The sequence below is a fragment of the Pseudoalteromonas sp. PAST1 genome (assembly GCF_021532515.1).
GTDB lineage: Bacteria > Pseudomonadota > Gammaproteobacteria > Enterobacterales > Alteromonadaceae > Pseudoalteromonas > Pseudoalteromonas simplex.
The window spans coordinates 68,158-83,091 of sequence record NZ_JAKGBH010000011.1; the positions used below are offsets into that span (position 1 = coordinate 68,158).

Consider the following 14,934-nt stretch of genomic DNA (forward strand, 5'->3'; position numbering starts at 1 on the left):
GATAACCCTTTTTCGTAAGCTTAGTTTGAGATTAAACTAACTTTGCTAATATATCATTAAATGTAGAGCTTGGGCGCATCGCTTTGAATGCTAACTCATCATTTGGTTGGAAGTAACCACCAACACTCATAGCAGGACCTTGTGCATCGTTTAACTCAGCAACGATTTGGTCTTTTTGAGACTCAAGATCAGCAGCAATTTGCGTGAACTGTGCTTTTAATTCCGCGTCATCATTTTGTGCAGCAAGTTCTTGTGCCCAGAATAATGAAAGGAAGAAGTGCGAACCACGGTTATCAATCTCTTTCACTTTACGTGAAGGTGATTTGTTTTCCGCTAGGAAAGTACCTGTCGCTTTATCAAGCGTATCAGCAAGTACTTGCGCTTTCTTATTACCAGCATTAACAGCTAAGTGCTCTAAAGAAGCCGCTAGTGCTAAGAATTCACCTAATGAATCCCAACGTAAGTGGTTTTCTTTTTCGAATTGTTGAACGTGCTTAGGCGCAGAACCACCGGCACCTGTTTCGAATAAACCACCACCATTCATAAGTGGTACGATTGAAAGCATTTTAGCACTTGTACCAAGCTCAAGGATTGGGAATAAATCAGTTAGGTAGTCACGTAGTACGTTACCAGTTACTGAAATAGTGTCTTTACCTTCTTTGATGCGCTCTAAAGAGAATTTAGTTGCTTCAACAGGTGCTAAAATGTGGATTTCAAGACCATCAGTATCGTGGTTTGGCAGATACGCGTTAACTTTTTTGATTAACTCAGCATCGTGTGCACGGTTTTCGTCTAACCAGAAAACTGCTGGCGTGCTCGTTGCGCGAGCGCGGTTAACAGCAAGTTTAACCCAATCTTGAATTGGTGCGTCTTTCACCTGACACATACGCCAGATATCACCTTGCTCAACAGCATGCTCAAGTAAAGTTGTACCAGCTGTGTCAACTACACGGATTGTACCAGCTGCTGCTACTTCGAACGTTTTGTCGTGTGAACCATACTCTTCAGCTTTTTGAGCCATAAGACCAACGTTAGGTACGCTACCCATAGTTGTTGGATCGAATGCACCATTTTCTTTACAGAAATCGATTGTTGCTTGGTAAACACCTGAGTAACAACGATCTGGAATGACAAAGCTCGTGTCTTGTAATTTACCTTCGCTATTCCACATTTGACCGCTAGAACGGATTGCAGCAGGCATTGAAGCATCGATGATCACATCACTTGGTACGTGAAGGTTTGTGATACCACGGTCAGAATCAACCATTGCAATAGCAGGGTTGTTGTCGTATACCGCTTGGATATCCGCTTCGATTTCAGCTTTTTTAGCTGCATCTAGGCTTTCAATTTTTGAGAATACATCACCAAAGCCGTTGTTTACGTCAACATCTAGCTCTTTGAAAAGATCAGCGTGTTTTGTGAAAACGTCTTTGAAGAAAACTTTTACAGCGTGACCGAAGATGATTGGGTCAGACACTTTCATCATCGTTGCTTTCATATGTAATGAGAACAACACGCCTTTGTCTTTTGCTGCTTGAATTTCTTTTGCAAGGAAAGCTTGAAGCTTAGCAGCACTCATACGCGAAGCGTCAATTACTTCACCTGCTAGTAATGGTGTGCTTGCTTTAAGAACTGTAATGTCACCATTTTCAGCAACATGCTCGATACGTACGTCAGTTGCTTGTGCAACAGTGACTGATTGCTCTGAACCGAAAAAGTCACCGTCTTCCATGCTAGCAACGTAAGACTTTGAATCTTTGCTCCATGCACCCATTGAGTGTGGATTGTTACGCGCATATTCTTTTACTGAACCAGGAGCACGACGGTCAGAGTTACCTTCACGAAGTACCGGGTTTACAGCAGAACCTTTGATTTTGTCGTAAGTTGCTTTAACTTTCTTTTCTTCATCAGTTTTTGGCTCTGAAGGGTAGTCAGGTAATGCGTAACCTTTTTCTTGTAACTCTTTGATTACTGCACGTAGCTGAGGGATAGAAGCACTGATATTAGGTAGTTTGATAATGTTAGCTTCAGGTGTTTTAGCCATTTCACCTAATTCTGCAAGTGCATCATCAATACGTTGATCTTCTGTTAAGTACTCAGGGAAGTTTGCAATTACACGACCCGCTAATGAAATATCGCGAGTTTCAACTTCAACACCAGCAGCGTTTGTATACGCTTGGATGATTGGTAACAATGAATACGTCGCAAGAGCTGGCGCTTCATCTGTTTTAGTATAGATAATTTTTGATGTCATCATCATTCCTAGATAGTTGGCGTAATGTTTGGTAATGACTGCTAACAGTAACCCTTAATTAGCCATATTCAACAATGCAATAGATAGCTTTGAATTACCAAGCTTAAGTGCCTTGATAAAACAACAGCAAGCAGTCTGTTAGCTGTTGCCACTCAATACAAAGTATTAAAATAACCACAGCTGACAGACTGTAAAATTCTTATAGCTTAAATAAGCAAATCATGAAATTAGCCAAAAGCCTTACGTCAAAATGACGAAAAAGCTAAATTTAAGCAACAAGAGTGTAACAAGCTTGGCTCTAAAGGGCTAATAACAATTAATCAATTGGGGTAAACAAATGGAATTTCAAGGTAAGTGTAAGGATAAATTTTAGTGGAAGAGTAAGCGAGGAACTTAACAAGGTCGCTCGCTTGATACTCGAATAGGTTTTACCTAAGAGATTTCATCGTTAGGCGCAATATTCGTTGCGTGTAACCCTTTTGGACCTTGTTGCAATTCGAATGTTACATCTTGACCAGCTTTAAGTGTTTTATAACCGTCCATTACAATCGTTGAGTAATGAGCGAAGATATCAGTCTCGCTGCCGTCTTCTACGATGAAGCCAAAACCTTTGGCATTGTTGAACCATTTGACTTTTCCACAAGCCATACTTCTACATCCTTCTATAAGTTGACTAATTTAGTTATTCTAAACCGTGTAATTTGCTAGACTGACTAATGATTAATCAATCTATATTTGACTGTAGTTTATTTAGCCAGTCAGTCAAGTGTTTTAGACTATTTTTTAACAATTTATTTATTTTTTTATTCAAGTTTGCTTGAGTTCTAAAGACAAGACTATATTTAATTATGAGTGGCATGAAAGATTCTGGTGTTATTGAAACGGTTCGCGATAGTGAAAAGCAAAAATTGCAACCACCGCGAAAATATAAGGTCATTTTAAATAATGATGATTACACGCCTATGGACTTTGTGATAGAAGTACTAATGACGTTTTTTAATATGGATAGCGATAGAGCAACAGATGTGATGCTTCAAGTTCATCATAATGGTAAAGCGATATGCGGTGTTTACAGCGCCGATGTAGCTCATACCAAAGCTGAACAAGTTAATCGTTACGCACGAGACAACGAGCATCCACTGCTATGTAGTTGTGAGCAGGAATAAATACCAAGGTAGGGTGAACTTATTAGCCCGTCACAACGGTATATAAATATTATCTCAGTAAGGGGTTGCCAATGCTAAACAAAGACTTAGAACTAACCTTAAATGCGGCGTTTCGCGAAGCGAGAACACGTCGTCATGAATTTATGACCGTCGAGCATCTTTTACTTGCACTGCTCGATAACCCTTCTGCTGGGGAAGCGCTTAACGCCTGCGGCGTAGATATGGGCGCATTAAAAGTCGAATTATCAGATTTTATTGACGAAACAACACCGGTTATTCCTGATCTTGAGGAAGACAGAGAAACACAGCCGACGTTAGGTTTTCAACGTGTATTACAGCGCGCTGTATTTCACGTGCAGTCATCAGGCAAAAACGAAGTTACTGGCGTGAATGTGCTAGTGGCAATTTTTTCTGAACAAGAGAGCCAAGCAGTTTATTTACTTAAAAAATCAGATGTTAATCGTTTGGATATTGTTAACTTTATTTCGCATGGTATTTCTAAAACAGATGACGACATTGGCGGTGAAGATCACGATGACATTCATGAAGAAGTGCAAGAAGTGCAAGGTGAAGAGCCAACTAAGCTTGAAAACTTTACGACCAACCTGAATCAACAGGCCATTGATGGCAATATTGACCCATTAGTGGGCCGCGACAACGAAGTTGAACGCACAGTACAAGTGTTATGTCGTCGTAAGAAAAATAACCCGCTATTGGTTGGTGAAGCAGGGGTGGGTAAAACAGCCATAGCTGAAGGCTTAGCTTATCGTATTGTAAACAAAGAAGTACCTGAAGTGATTGCCGATGCAGTGGTCTACTCACTCGATATGGGCGCGTTATTAGCGGGTACTAAATACCGTGGCGACTTCGAAAAACGTTTCAAATCGCTACTTAAAGAGTTACAGGCTAAACCAGGTTCAATTTTATTTATTGATGAAATTCATACCATCATTGGCGCCGGTGCAGCATCGGGCGGGGTAATGGATGCATCGAACCTAATCAAACCGCTACTTTCAAGTGGTAAACTGCGCTGCATGGGCTCGACTACTTATAATGAGTTCAAGAATATCTTTGAAAAAGACCGTGCGCTAGTACGTCGTTTCCAAAAAATTGATGTGCTTGAACCAAGTGTGGCTGATACCACGAAGATTCTTAACGGCTTAAAAGAGCGTTACGAAGAGCATCATGGTATTCGTTACACACAAAAAGCATTGAAAGCAGCTGCAGAACTTAGTGCTAAATACATAAATGAACGTCACTTACCAGACAAGGCTATTGATGTTATTGATGAGGCTGGTGCTAATCAACGTTTACAGCCAGTTTCTAAACGTAAGAAAACAATTGGCGTGGCTGATATCGAGCTAATTGTATCTAAGATGGCGCGTATCCCTCAGCAAAGCGTTTCATCAAGCGATAAAGAAACACTTAAAAACCTTGATCGTAACCTGAAGATGCTAGTGTTTGGTCAAGACCAATCAATCGATGCGTTGACTTCAGCAATTCGCTTATCACGCTCAGGTCTTGCTAACGAAGATAAACCAGTGGGTTCGTTCTTATTTGCAGGCCCAACAGGAGTTGGTAAAACAGAAGTTACTAAGCAGCTTGCTAAGTGTATGGGTGTTGAGTTTATTCGTTTTGATATGTCTGAATATGTTGAACGTCATGCGGTCAGTCGTCTAATTGGTGCACCTCCTGGCTATGTAGGTTTTGAGCAAGGTGGTTTATTAACTGAAGCGGTAATTAAAAATCCGCATGCAGTTGTACTACTAGACGAAATTGAAAAAGCACATTCAGATATTTACAACATTCTACTGCAAGTAATGGATCACGGTACACTTACTGATAATAACGGTCGTAAAGCCGATTTCAGAAATGTAGTATTGGTGATGACGACGAATGCGGGTGTTCAAGAGACTGTACGTAAGTCAATTGGCTTTACTGAGCAAGACCATTCTCATGATGCGATGAGTGAAATCAACAAAGTGTTTTCACCTGAGTTTAGAAACCGTTTAGATAACATCATTTGGTTTAATCACCTTGAGAAAGAGATTATCTTGCAAGTGGTTGATAAGTTCATTGTTGAGTTACAAGCGCAACTTGATAAGAAGTCGGTTAATCTTGAGCTTACATCCAAAGCAAGAGAGTGGTTGGCAGATAAAGGCTACGATAAAGCAATGGGGGCACGTCCGATGGCACGTGTTATCCAAGATGAGCTTAAAAAGCCGCTGGCAAATGCAATCTTGTTTGGTGAGCTAGCCGATGGTGGTTCAGTTAAGGTTTCGATTAAGGACAAAAAAATCCACTTTGACTTTGAGACTAGCTTAGAAACGGCTTAATTTATCAAGCTGAAACAAAAAGCCCAGCAATTGCTGGGCTTTTTGTTTATTAAATGGAATTAAAACTAAGTTAGTTTGAACACCATTTAACAAACGCTTTTAGCTCTTTGTAATAAACACACCTGCTCATTCAAAGCAGCAAAAAGCTAAATCTCTCGTTAACGCACTAACTTAGCGAGCACGGAATACGATGCGACCTTTCGATAAATCGTAAGGAGTCATTTCTACGGTTACTTTGTCACCAGTTAAGATGCGGATGTAGTTTTTGCGCATTTTACCAGAGATATGAGCCACAACAACGTGACCATTTTCTAGCTCAACTCGGAACATTGTATTTGGTAAAGTATCAAGGACCGTACCTTGCATTTCGATTACGTCTTCTTTCGCCATGTTTAGCGTAACACCTCTTTAATAGTTAAACGCTGCAGATTTTGCCGAAAATACTGCAATAAGTAAAGCTACAGGGCTCAATTTTGTAAATTAAATCGCCAACCACTCGTCGCCAATGTGCTTTTGTGCAGGCAAAAATTGGGTTTTATATTTCATTTTAGTGCATTCGTCGATTTGGTAGCCTAAATAGACAAATTGTTTTGCTTGTTGTTTTGCAAATTTAATTTGTTCCATGATCATGATGCTACCGATACTGTATTGCTCATAGTCGGGATCAAAAAAGGTATAAATCGCTGATAGGGCATTGGTCATACAGTCGGTTACCGCAACGGCAACTAACTTATCGCCATCTCTTAACTCTATAAATGTAACGGGTAGCCACTGGCAAAACAAAAAGCTTTCGTACTGACTTTGGTCAGGCGGAAACATTGAACCATCTTGATGTCTTTGCGTGATGTATTTGCAATATAACGGGTAGTATTCTGCGCGTTCGTACTCACTATAACTGACCGTGAAAACCTTATTTGCTTTATTTAATTTGCGCTTTTGCGATTTTGAAGGAGTAAATTGTTGGGCTAAAACGCGCACTGAATTACAGGCATTACAAATAGGGCAATGTGGACGATAGATTTGGTCGCCACTGCGTCTAAAGCCTAATGCTAATAATTGTTCAAATTTATCAGGGCAATAACAACTCGGATCAAGTATAACAAGTAGTTGTTCCTGACGGTCGGGTAAATAACTGCAATCAAATTGCTGGCTTAAACCAAGCCTAGCGGGTAAGTGCTCAGTCATAAATATTAATCAACTCTTGTGGTTGCCACATATCTTTTTTAGGCACATAACTGTGTGCTAATTTAAGTCTAGTTAAAAATTCTCTACGTGGGATAACTTTTGCACCTAAAGTGATTAAATAAGGGTTTTCTAGTTGGCAATCAATAAAATGGGCTTGATGTTTGTTAAGCCAATTTACTAATGCCCACATCGCCAGTTTCGAACCATTACTGACTTGATGGAACATTGATTCACCACAAAAAATACCGTTTTGCATAATGCCATAGAGGCCAGCTACCAGTTCATCTTCATGCCAAATCTCAAGACTGTGTGCTAACCCCTGATGGTGCGCTTCAATATAGGCATGCATCATTTGCTCTGTGATCCAGGTACCTTCAGCATCGATACGTTGCTCACGGCAAGCATTGATAACATGGGCAAATGCGTGATTAATGGTGACACGCACAGGAAAACGCTTTAAATGCTTTTTTAAGCTACGACTGACATGAAATTCATTTAGCTCAATAACGCCGCGCATGCTAGGTGACCACCACATGATGGGCTCATAGTCACTAAACCAAGGAAAAACACCTGTGTTATAGGCATTTTTAATACGCTCAACTGATAAATCACCGCCAATTGCTAGCAGGCCATCGGGCTCATCAAGAGCGAGTTCTGGGTCTGGAAAATCAACAGTCTCGGGCGAGAGTTGGTACAGTTGCTTGATCATATCAGCTTGTCGTTGTTCTTTGTTCTGATTTTAACAAAATTTTAGCTATAAAAAAGGGGCTGTTTTACAACAGCCCCCAGTATTTAGTGCTTTAGATCAACTAACTTATAGGTTATCTAAAAAGCGTTCAGCATCAAGTGCAGCCATACAGCCAGTACCTGCTGATGTGATTGCTTGGCGATAAATGTGATCAGACACGTCACCTGCAGCAAATACACCTGGTACACTTGTTTGTGTTGCGTTACCGTTTAAACCAGATTGAACAACTAAATAGCCGTCTTTCATTTCTAGCTGACCTTCAAACATGTCAGTGTTTGGCTTGTGGCCAATTGCAATGAATACACCGGCAAGATCTAAGTTTTCTGTTTCTTCAGAATCAGTTGCTTTAATGCGGATGCCAGTAACGCCCATTTCATCACCAAGCACTTCATCTAATGTGCGGTTGTAATGTAAAACAACGTTACCGTTTTCAGCTTTTTCTTTTAAACGATCAGCTAAGATCTTCTCACTGCGGAAGCTGTCACGACGGTGGATAACGTGAACTTCATCAGCAATATTTGATAAGTAAAGTGCTTCTTCAACAGCAGTGTTACCACCGCCTACAACCGCTACTTTTTGACCACGGTAGAAGAAACCATCACAGGTTGCGCAAGCAGAAACACCACGACCTTGGAAGTTAGTTTCTGATTCTAAACCTAAGTATTTAGCTGACGCGCCAGTTGCAATAATTAATGCATCACATGTATATGTGCCAGAGTCACCAGTTAAAGTGAAAGGGCGTTTTGAAACATCAACTTTATTAATGTGATCAAAAACGATTTCAGTTTCGAAACGTTCAGCATGCTCTTTCATACGGTCCATTAATGCAGGACCTGTTAAACCGTGTGCATCGCCAGGCCAGTTTTCAACTTCAGTAGTTGTCGTTAATTGACCACCTTGCTGAATACCAGTGATAAGAACAGGGTTAAGGTTAGCACGGGCTGCGTATACCGCTGCCGTGTAGCCCGCAGGGCCAGAACCTAAGATTAATAGTTTACAGTGTTTTGCGTCACTCATGGTTTTTCCTAAAAACGTTTCAATACGATGTCTATGCGCCCGATTCTAAGAAAAACAAGGCGGAAGTAAACAAAAGCCCCGATTATTTTTTTAGTCAAATTGCGAAGCTGTCAAATAATCCTTACTTAATGCAATTTAAACACCTATTTTTGTTCATAAAATAGGCTAATTGCAAATTGTTCTGTGATCAAAGTACGGTAATTCATGACCAAGCAATTTTTTTTTGGTATGTTTTAGCTAATTTTGATATTAGCTCATGGTATGAGCTAACTAAACTAACAGGCAATTATGGTATTTTGGCAGGAAAAGCCCGCTTTTGGGCTGACTACAGAAGACGTACAGGTCTTAACCAATGCAAAAGAGTATCGCACTGAACTATTGCGTTTAATTGGTTCAGCGAAAAAAAGAATTTATATTACTGCTTTGTATTTGCAAGATGATGAAGCAGGACGAGAAATATTGACTGCCTTACATCAGGCATCACTTGCTAATCCTGAGTTAGAAGTAAAAGTACTCGTTGATTTTCACCGAGCTCAACGTGGTTTAATTGGTGCAGCTAAGTCTGATGGCAATGCCAGCATGTATTGTGATTTTCAAGAGCAGTATCAATCAAATGTGAAAGTACATGGTGTTCCGGTAAAAGCCAAAGAGCTTTTCGGGGTACTGCATTTAAAAGGTTTTGTGATTGACGACACATTATTATACAGCGGCGCAAGCTTAAATAATGTATATCTTCAGCAAGATGACCGTTATCGTTTAGACCGTTACTTCTTAGTTCACCAAGCTGGATTATGTAATTCGGTCATCGAATTTATAGAAACACATCTGTTAAGCTCAGTTGCCGTACCGCGAATTGATATGCGCCCACTGATACAATTTAATGATATTAAAGTGGCGCAAAAGCAATTGATGCGTGAACTTAAATCTGCAAGTTACGAAAGCGCTGCAGAAGCCAGTGCCGGTGAGTTGGGTGTGCGTTTATTTTTAGGTTTAGGGCGAAGAAGTAATAAGCTGAACCGTTTAATTAAATCGTTATTCGATACCACTGAGCAAGAGCTCGTTCTTTATACCCCTTACTTTAACTTTCCTGCACCATTAATGCGTTCATTACGCCGTTTATTAAAGCAAGGTAAGCAGGTAACTATTGTGGTAGGGGATAAAACTGCCAATGACTTTTATCTGCCGCCAAGTGAGCCGTTTAGTAAGATTGGTGCATTACCTTATTTATACGAAACCATTTTGTATAAATTTTTAAAGTCACAAAAACGCCACATCAGTAATGGTAATTTGAATGTTTACCTTTGGAAGCACGAGAGTAACTCGTTCCACTTGAAGGGGGTTTGTTCGGATAAGCGATTACACTTATTAAGTGGGCACAATTTAAATCCACGGGCATGGGGCTTAGATATCGAAAATGGTATTTTAATTGACGACCCTAAGCGGCATATCCTTGAACAAATAGAAAACGAAAAACAAGCTATATTAAAGCACTGTCGACGTTTAACAGGCCCACAAGACTTAGAAACGATGAATGACTATCCTGCGCCGGTTAAAAAGCTATTGGGCCAGGCTAAACGTGTAAAAGTTGATTTTATTATCAAACGCTTCATTTAATCGAAAAATTAAAAAGCAGCGAAAGCTGCTTTTTTTATGTCTAGATATTTGTTTCGGGCTTATTTTTGTTGAGCATCTAAAGACTGACCATTCACTTCTTTAGAGTCGTCGCTCATCAAGTATAAATAAGTTGGCATTAAATCTTCGGGTGTTGCTAACTTATCCCTATCTTCACCAGGGTATGCAGATGCACGCATTGATGTGCGGGTAGCGCCAGGATTGATACAGTTTACGCGAATATTGGTTTTACCCACTTCACAAGCCCACGTTTGCATCATGCCCTCTACAGCAAACTTTGAGATAGCATACGCACCCCAGTGTTCGCGGCCTTGGCGACCCACCCCAGATGAAGTAAAAATAACAGATGCACTGTCAGATTTTCGAAGCAGAGGGAACATAAATTTAGTGATCATAGCTTGTGCAGTTACATTCACTTTCATGATGTTTTCAAATGTTGATACACAGAAGTGCTCAAGTGGACCTAATGAACCTAAAATACCTGCATTATTGAGTAAGCCGTCTAACTTACCGAACTGCATTTCGATGGTTGCAGCTAAGTCACGGTAGTTTTGCTTTGTGGCACCTTTTAAATCCATTGGCACAATAGCCGGTTGTGGATAGCCAGCGTTTACAATTTCATCGTAAACACATTCAAGCTTATTGGTTGTTTTTCCGAGTAAAATAACAGTGGCACCATGCTTAGCATAAGTTAGTGCGGCAACACGACCAATGCCGTCACCAGCACCTGTTATTAAAATTACTTTGTCTTTTAGCGCATTCTCTGCGGCTTTATAAGTATGCATAAACGTACCATCGATTAAGTTTTTTACTATTTTACCATAGCAAAAAGCCAAGTTATCGAATTTATTGCAAATTAAGGTGGCGAAAATTGAAACTTTACGTTAAGTTTAACTGGTCTAATGTCTCATTAATAACCTAATTACATTAAATTAACTTAGAATGAAGGTAGTAGAACCACTACTTTTAACTTTGAACACACAATAACAATAAGATTTGCGCGGAGCGAAATTATGAAAAAACTGCTACTATCACTAGCCATTGCGTCAGCCATTACTGGCTGTGGTGGAGGAGAAACATTAGAAGATGTAAAAAATGATAATCCTCCTGTTCTCCCAACCGCGACAGTAAAATTTGACCCAGCGAATAGTGTTATCTCAGTGCCGAATGATTTACTTATGAGTGGTACGCTTGATGGTACTTTAAATATGCCGGGTGAATTAGACGACGACAATGTTAGTGTTGACCGTGCGGCCTATGCTGATCCACAACTTGCACTTGGTGCGCTTGATGGTTGGTCTACGCAAACTCCGTTTAAAATTGACTTAACTTTTCCTTCGGGTATCTCTCTTGATATGACATCTGCTGCTTCACCAGGCGCTGTGCGTATTTTTGAAGTTGTTATGGGTGCAAGCCAAACAGACGAAACCTGTTCACAAGTACCAGCTGGTATCGCTTGTAAATTAGTGTCTGAACTTACTTTCGGTGTTGACTTTATCACACAAGGTTCTGGTGATGCGGTTGCTGTGATCCCACTTAAGCCATTTAAAGCTGGCAGCACTTACATTAATGTTTTGACAACGTCATTAATGGACTCAGAAGGGCGCTCAATTGAGCCTTCTTCAACTTATGCACTCGTGAGCGAGGAAGCAACACTTATTACCGACTCACAAAAGTCACTTCAAGCGGTTATCAATAGCTATGAAAACGCAGTGACATCAGGTGGTGCAATCACAAAAGATGAAATCATTTACTCAGCAGCGATGACAATGCAATCAGCAGGTCAAGTGCTTGGAACAGTTAAGCAGCTTCTTGCTGCAAGTTTAACCCAAGATGCACTACCGACGCCTATGGTGCAAATTCCTGATCAACCCGTTATTACCGTTGAGCAAGTATTTGCATCACAAGGTATTACTGGTGTGTCACCTGTGTTTGGTGGTGTGCAGTATCAAAAAGGTAGCGTAATGTTACCTATGTATTTAGCTACACCAACTGGCACAACGGTTGATGATTTATCTGCGACTTACTGGCAAGGTTTATGTGATAGCGGTGTTGCGGTACTTGGATATGCAGCCGCAGCGGGTGATTCATTCCCAACAGACCCTATTAGCGAAACTGATGGCCTGTGTATGGCGTTAAGTGAAGGCAAGTTACGTGATTTAGGTTTAGACCAAACTAAACATCTAACTAAGTACAACACAATTCCAAAAACACAGAGCATCGCTAATGTGCCAGTACAAATTACTAAACCAATTTTACCTGTAATTAATGCAGTGCGAGCTCAGCTCGGCTTAGACGCATTGAGCATGCCTGAGACAGGCTGGCCAGTTGTTATCCTTCAGCATGGCATTACTTCTAAAAAAGAAGATATGTTAGCCATTACTGCACAATTAACACTGCAAGGCTTTGCAACAGCTGCAATCGATCATCCTATGCATGGTGAGCGTGGTGTAGATGTAGATGGCGACGGTACTGACGACTTTAATGCCTCTACTGGTTCGGTATTAAGCTATATGAACTTACAATCATTATTAGTAGCCCGTGATAGCTTACGTCAATCAGTTGCTGATTTACTTGGTTTACGTTTGGGACTTAACTTTACCGGTGCTGCTGATTTAAATACGCAAGATGTATCATTCTTAGGTCATTCATTAGGCTCGGTAGTTGCACCAGCATTTGTTGCTGTTACTAATGCACCGCTAGCTGACCAAGTTGATCCAATGTTCAACGTGAAAAGCGTAGCACTTGCTAGTGGTGGTGGCGGTATCGCAAGCTTCTTAATTGAGTCAAATACATTTGGGCCATTTGTTCAAGGCTCTGTATTACTTGCAGCCGGTACAGCTGAATCTGCTGAGTTTGGTGCTTATGCTCAAAATGAAGCGTTATCAAACTGTGGTGCACTTGCAGCTAATCAAACAGCTTTCGTTACTTGTGCTTATAAAGAGTATGTTGGTTCACTAACAGTCGCAGGCGAAACAGAAAAACTAGCAAACATTCAAAGTGTGATTACTCAATTTGCTTTTGCTGCGCAAACAGCCCTTGATAGTGGTGATCCTTCAAACTATGCAGCCTCTGTTGCAGCGCTTGGCACGCCTGTGTACATGAGTGTAGTGGTTGGCGATGGTGCTAACAACAATGCTGATATGGTTATTCCACCAATGGTGGCGAGCAACCCAATTGCTGGTAGCTTACCTCTTGCTAACCTAATGGGCTTATCAACTGTTGCAGAAACTCAAGGCCCGACTGCTGATGCAATGAGCTATGTGGTTAAATTCACGAAAGGCCATCACAGCTCTGTATTATCACCTGCAGCGACAGAAGATTCAGGTGCTACTGCTGAAGAAAGTGCAGCAGCAACAACAGAAATGCAATTACAAATCGCGACTTTCTTAGCAAGTCGTGGGCAGTATCTTCAAGTTACAAACACAGAAGTTGTTACTGAATAATTAAATGCTATTAATTACGTAATAACCAATTAAGTAAAAAGCCACATCATGTGGCTTTTTTTTGCTTTAAAGCGTGGTAAATTGTGCCGAAGTATTAATAAATGGAGAGTTTGATTGGAATTTTTATATGAATACGGGTTGTTTTTTGCAAAGACCCTGACATTTGTCATCGCAATTGCAGTGATTGTTGCCATTATCATGGGCGCAGCAGTGAAACCAAAAGCGAAGAAAGGGGAGATAACAATTGATGATTTAAGTGAGCAACTTGATGATCTAAAACAAAGCTTTATCGAAAATACCCTTTCTAAAAAAGAGCTCAAGGCTCATCAAAAACAGCAAAAAACTGAGGCTAAAAAACAGCAAAACGACGAGCCTAAATCGCGTTTATATGTCATTGATTTCAATGGCAGTGTTGATGCCCACGAAGTAGAAAGCCTACGAGAAGAAATTACCACTATTTTAACCATTGCTGACAAAGAAAAAGACCGCGTACTGGTTCGCCTTGAAAGTGGTGGTGGTGTGGTGCACGGCTATGGCCTTGCTGCCTCTCAACTGCAACGCTTACGTAATGCTGGCATTCATTTAACGGTAGCTATTGATAAAGTAGCAGCAAGTGGCGGCTATATGATGGCCTGTGTGGCCAATGAGATTGTTGCAGCACCTTTTGCCATTGTTGGCTCGATAGGTGTTATTGCGCAAATTCCTAACTTTAATAAAATCTTGAAAAAGAATGATGTTGATTTTGAGCAAATCACCGCAGGTGAATACAAGCGTACGCTAACTATCTTTGGTGAAAATACCGATAAAGGTCGTGAAAAATTCAAAGAAGAAATTGAACAAACCCACGGTTTATTTAAAACCTTTGTGAGTGAGCAGCGTCCATCTCTAGATATTGATACTGTTGCAACCGGTGAACATTGGTTTGCTACTCAAGCGTTTGATAAAGGTTTAGTTGATAAGATTGATACAAGTGATGATATCTTATTGAGCCAAGCTAAAGAACGTCAAATCTTTAAAGTAAAATACCGTGTTAAGAAGAATTTAAGCGATAAGCTCGCCGTCGGATTAAGTTCAGGGGTAAGTAAAGCAGGAGTGACTTTAATGTCTCGCTTAAAAGGCTTAAACCCTTAAATTTAAAAACATGAAAGCA

General features: G+C 40.5%; 12 protein-coding genes. 5 read left to right on the plus strand and 7 right to left on the minus strand.

Features of this window, described 5'->3' with window-relative positions; all coding sequences use genetic code 11:
- Positions 1 to 31: 31 nt before the first annotated feature.
- Positions 32 to 2,254: an NADP-dependent isocitrate dehydrogenase gene (locus L1272_RS07515; protein WP_138615917.1), complete on the minus strand. Its 2,223-nt coding sequence runs from the start codon at positions 2,252 to 2,254 to the stop codon at positions 32 to 34.
- Between the two features lie 432 nt (positions 2,255 to 2,686).
- Positions 2,687 to 2,902: a cold shock domain-containing protein CspD gene (gene cspD / locus L1272_RS07520; protein ID WP_036968098.1), complete on the minus strand. Its 216-nt coding sequence runs from the start codon at positions 2,900 to 2,902 to the stop codon at positions 2,687 to 2,689.
- Between the two features lie 209 nt (positions 2,903 to 3,111).
- On the opposite strand from cspD, the gene clpS reads away from it, so the two are divergent.
- Both clpS and clpA read left to right on the plus strand, forming a co-directional pair.
- On the plus strand, positions 3,112 to 3,420 hold the full coding sequence (gene clpS / locus L1272_RS07525; protein ID WP_161804337.1) for an ATP-dependent Clp protease adapter ClpS: 309 nt from the start codon (positions 3,112 to 3,114) through the stop codon (positions 3,418 to 3,420).
- Between the two features lie 71 nt (positions 3,421 to 3,491).
- Positions 3,492 to 5,756: an ATP-dependent Clp protease ATP-binding subunit ClpA gene (gene clpA / locus L1272_RS07530; protein ID WP_054551469.1), complete on the plus strand. Its 2,265-nt coding sequence runs from the start codon at positions 3,492 to 3,494 to the stop codon at positions 5,754 to 5,756.
- 171 nt (positions 5,757 to 5,927) lie between these two features.
- On the opposite strand, the gene infA is transcribed toward clpA, so the two are convergent.
- The 4 genes from infA to trxB form a co-directional block, all read right to left on the minus strand.
- Positions 5,928 to 6,146, minus strand: a complete 219-nt coding sequence (gene infA, locus L1272_RS07535) for a translation initiation factor IF-1 (RefSeq protein ID WP_002962494.1) — start codon at positions 6,144 to 6,146, stop codon at positions 5,928 to 5,930.
- Between the two features lie 90 nt (positions 6,147 to 6,236).
- Positions 6,237 to 6,941: an arginyltransferase gene (locus tag L1272_RS07540; protein WP_054551468.1), complete on the minus strand. Its 705-nt coding sequence runs from the start codon at positions 6,939 to 6,941 to the stop codon at positions 6,237 to 6,239.
- Complete coding sequence (gene aat, locus L1272_RS07545; protein ID WP_194441558.1) at positions 6,934 to 7,650, minus strand: leucyl/phenylalanyl-tRNA--protein transferase; 717 nt, start codon at positions 7,648 to 7,650, stop codon at positions 6,934 to 6,936. Before aat ends, L1272_RS07540 begins: the two co-directional genes overlap by 8 nt.
- 105 nt (positions 7,651 to 7,755) lie before the next feature.
- Positions 7,756 to 8,706: a thioredoxin-disulfide reductase gene (trxB, locus tag L1272_RS07550; protein ID WP_054551466.1), complete on the minus strand. Its 951-nt coding sequence runs from the start codon at positions 8,704 to 8,706 to the stop codon at positions 7,756 to 7,758.
- Between the two features lie 288 nt (positions 8,707 to 8,994).
- On the opposite strand from trxB, the gene pssA reads away from it, so the two are divergent.
- On the plus strand, positions 8,995 to 10,320 hold the full coding sequence (pssA, locus tag L1272_RS07555) for a CDP-diacylglycerol--serine O-phosphatidyltransferase (protein WP_235373106.1): 1,326 nt from the start codon (positions 8,995 to 8,997) through the stop codon (positions 10,318 to 10,320).
- 59 nt (positions 10,321 to 10,379) lie between these two features.
- Here pssA and L1272_RS07560 read toward each other — a convergent pair whose 3' ends face one another.
- The gene (locus tag L1272_RS07560; protein WP_054562005.1) at positions 10,380 to 11,123 is read right to left on the minus strand and encodes a YciK family oxidoreductase; all 744 of its coding nucleotides are present in this window, start codon (positions 11,121 to 11,123) and stop codon (positions 10,380 to 10,382) included.
- A 228-nt stretch (positions 11,124 to 11,351) separates the two neighbouring features.
- Between L1272_RS07560 and L1272_RS07565 the strand changes: the two genes are divergently transcribed.
- Positions 11,352 to 13,784, plus strand: coding sequence for a VolA/Pla-1 family phospholipase (locus tag L1272_RS07565; RefSeq protein ID WP_235373107.1), 2,433 nt, complete (start codon positions 11,352 to 11,354; stop codon positions 13,782 to 13,784).
- Positions 13,785 to 13,898: 114 nt separating this feature from the next.
- On the plus strand, positions 13,899 to 14,915 hold the full coding sequence (gene sohB, locus L1272_RS07570) for a protease SohB (RefSeq protein ID WP_235373108.1): 1,017 nt from the start codon (positions 13,899 to 13,901) through the stop codon (positions 14,913 to 14,915).
- Positions 14,916 to 14,934 lie beyond the last annotated feature (19 nt).

What these genes read in the sequence shown, in the direction of transcription:
- aat (WP_194441558.1), bottom strand. Translation starts at nt 7,650, where the DNA reads ATGATCAAGCAACTGTACCAACTCTCGCCCGAGACTGTTGATTTTCCA.
- clpS (WP_161804337.1), top strand. Translation starts at nt 3,112, where the DNA reads ATGAAAGATTCTGGTGTTATTGAAACGGTTCGCGATAGTGAAAAGCAA.
- L1272_RS07540 (WP_054551468.1), bottom strand. Translation starts at nt 6,941, where the DNA reads ATGACTGAGCACTTACCCGCTAGGCTTGGTTTAAGCCAGCAATTTGAT.
- infA (WP_002962494.1), bottom strand. Translation starts at nt 6,146, where the DNA reads ATGGCGAAAGAAGACGTAATCGAAATGCAAGGTACGGTCCTTGATACT.
- cspD (WP_036968098.1), bottom strand. Translation starts at nt 2,902, where the DNA reads ATGGCTTGTGGAAAAGTCAAATGGTTCAACAATGCCAAAGGTTTTGGC.
- L1272_RS07565 (WP_235373107.1), top strand. Translation starts at nt 11,352, where the DNA reads ATGAAAAAACTGCTACTATCACTAGCCATTGCGTCAGCCATTACTGGC.
- trxB (WP_054551466.1), bottom strand. Translation starts at nt 8,706, where the DNA reads ATGAGTGACGCAAAACACTGTAAACTATTAATCTTAGGTTCTGGCCCT.
- pssA (WP_235373106.1), top strand. Translation starts at nt 8,995, where the DNA reads ATGGTATTTTGGCAGGAAAAGCCCGCTTTTGGGCTGACTACAGAAGAC.
- L1272_RS07560 (WP_054562005.1), bottom strand. Translation starts at nt 11,123, where the DNA reads ATGCATACTTATAAAGCCGCAGAGAATGCGCTAAAAGACAAAGTAATT.
- L1272_RS07515 (WP_138615917.1), bottom strand. Translation starts at nt 2,254, where the DNA reads ATGACATCAAAAATTATCTATACTAAAACAGATGAAGCGCCAGCTCTT.
- clpA (WP_054551469.1), top strand. Translation starts at nt 3,492, where the DNA reads ATGCTAAACAAAGACTTAGAACTAACCTTAAATGCGGCGTTTCGCGAA.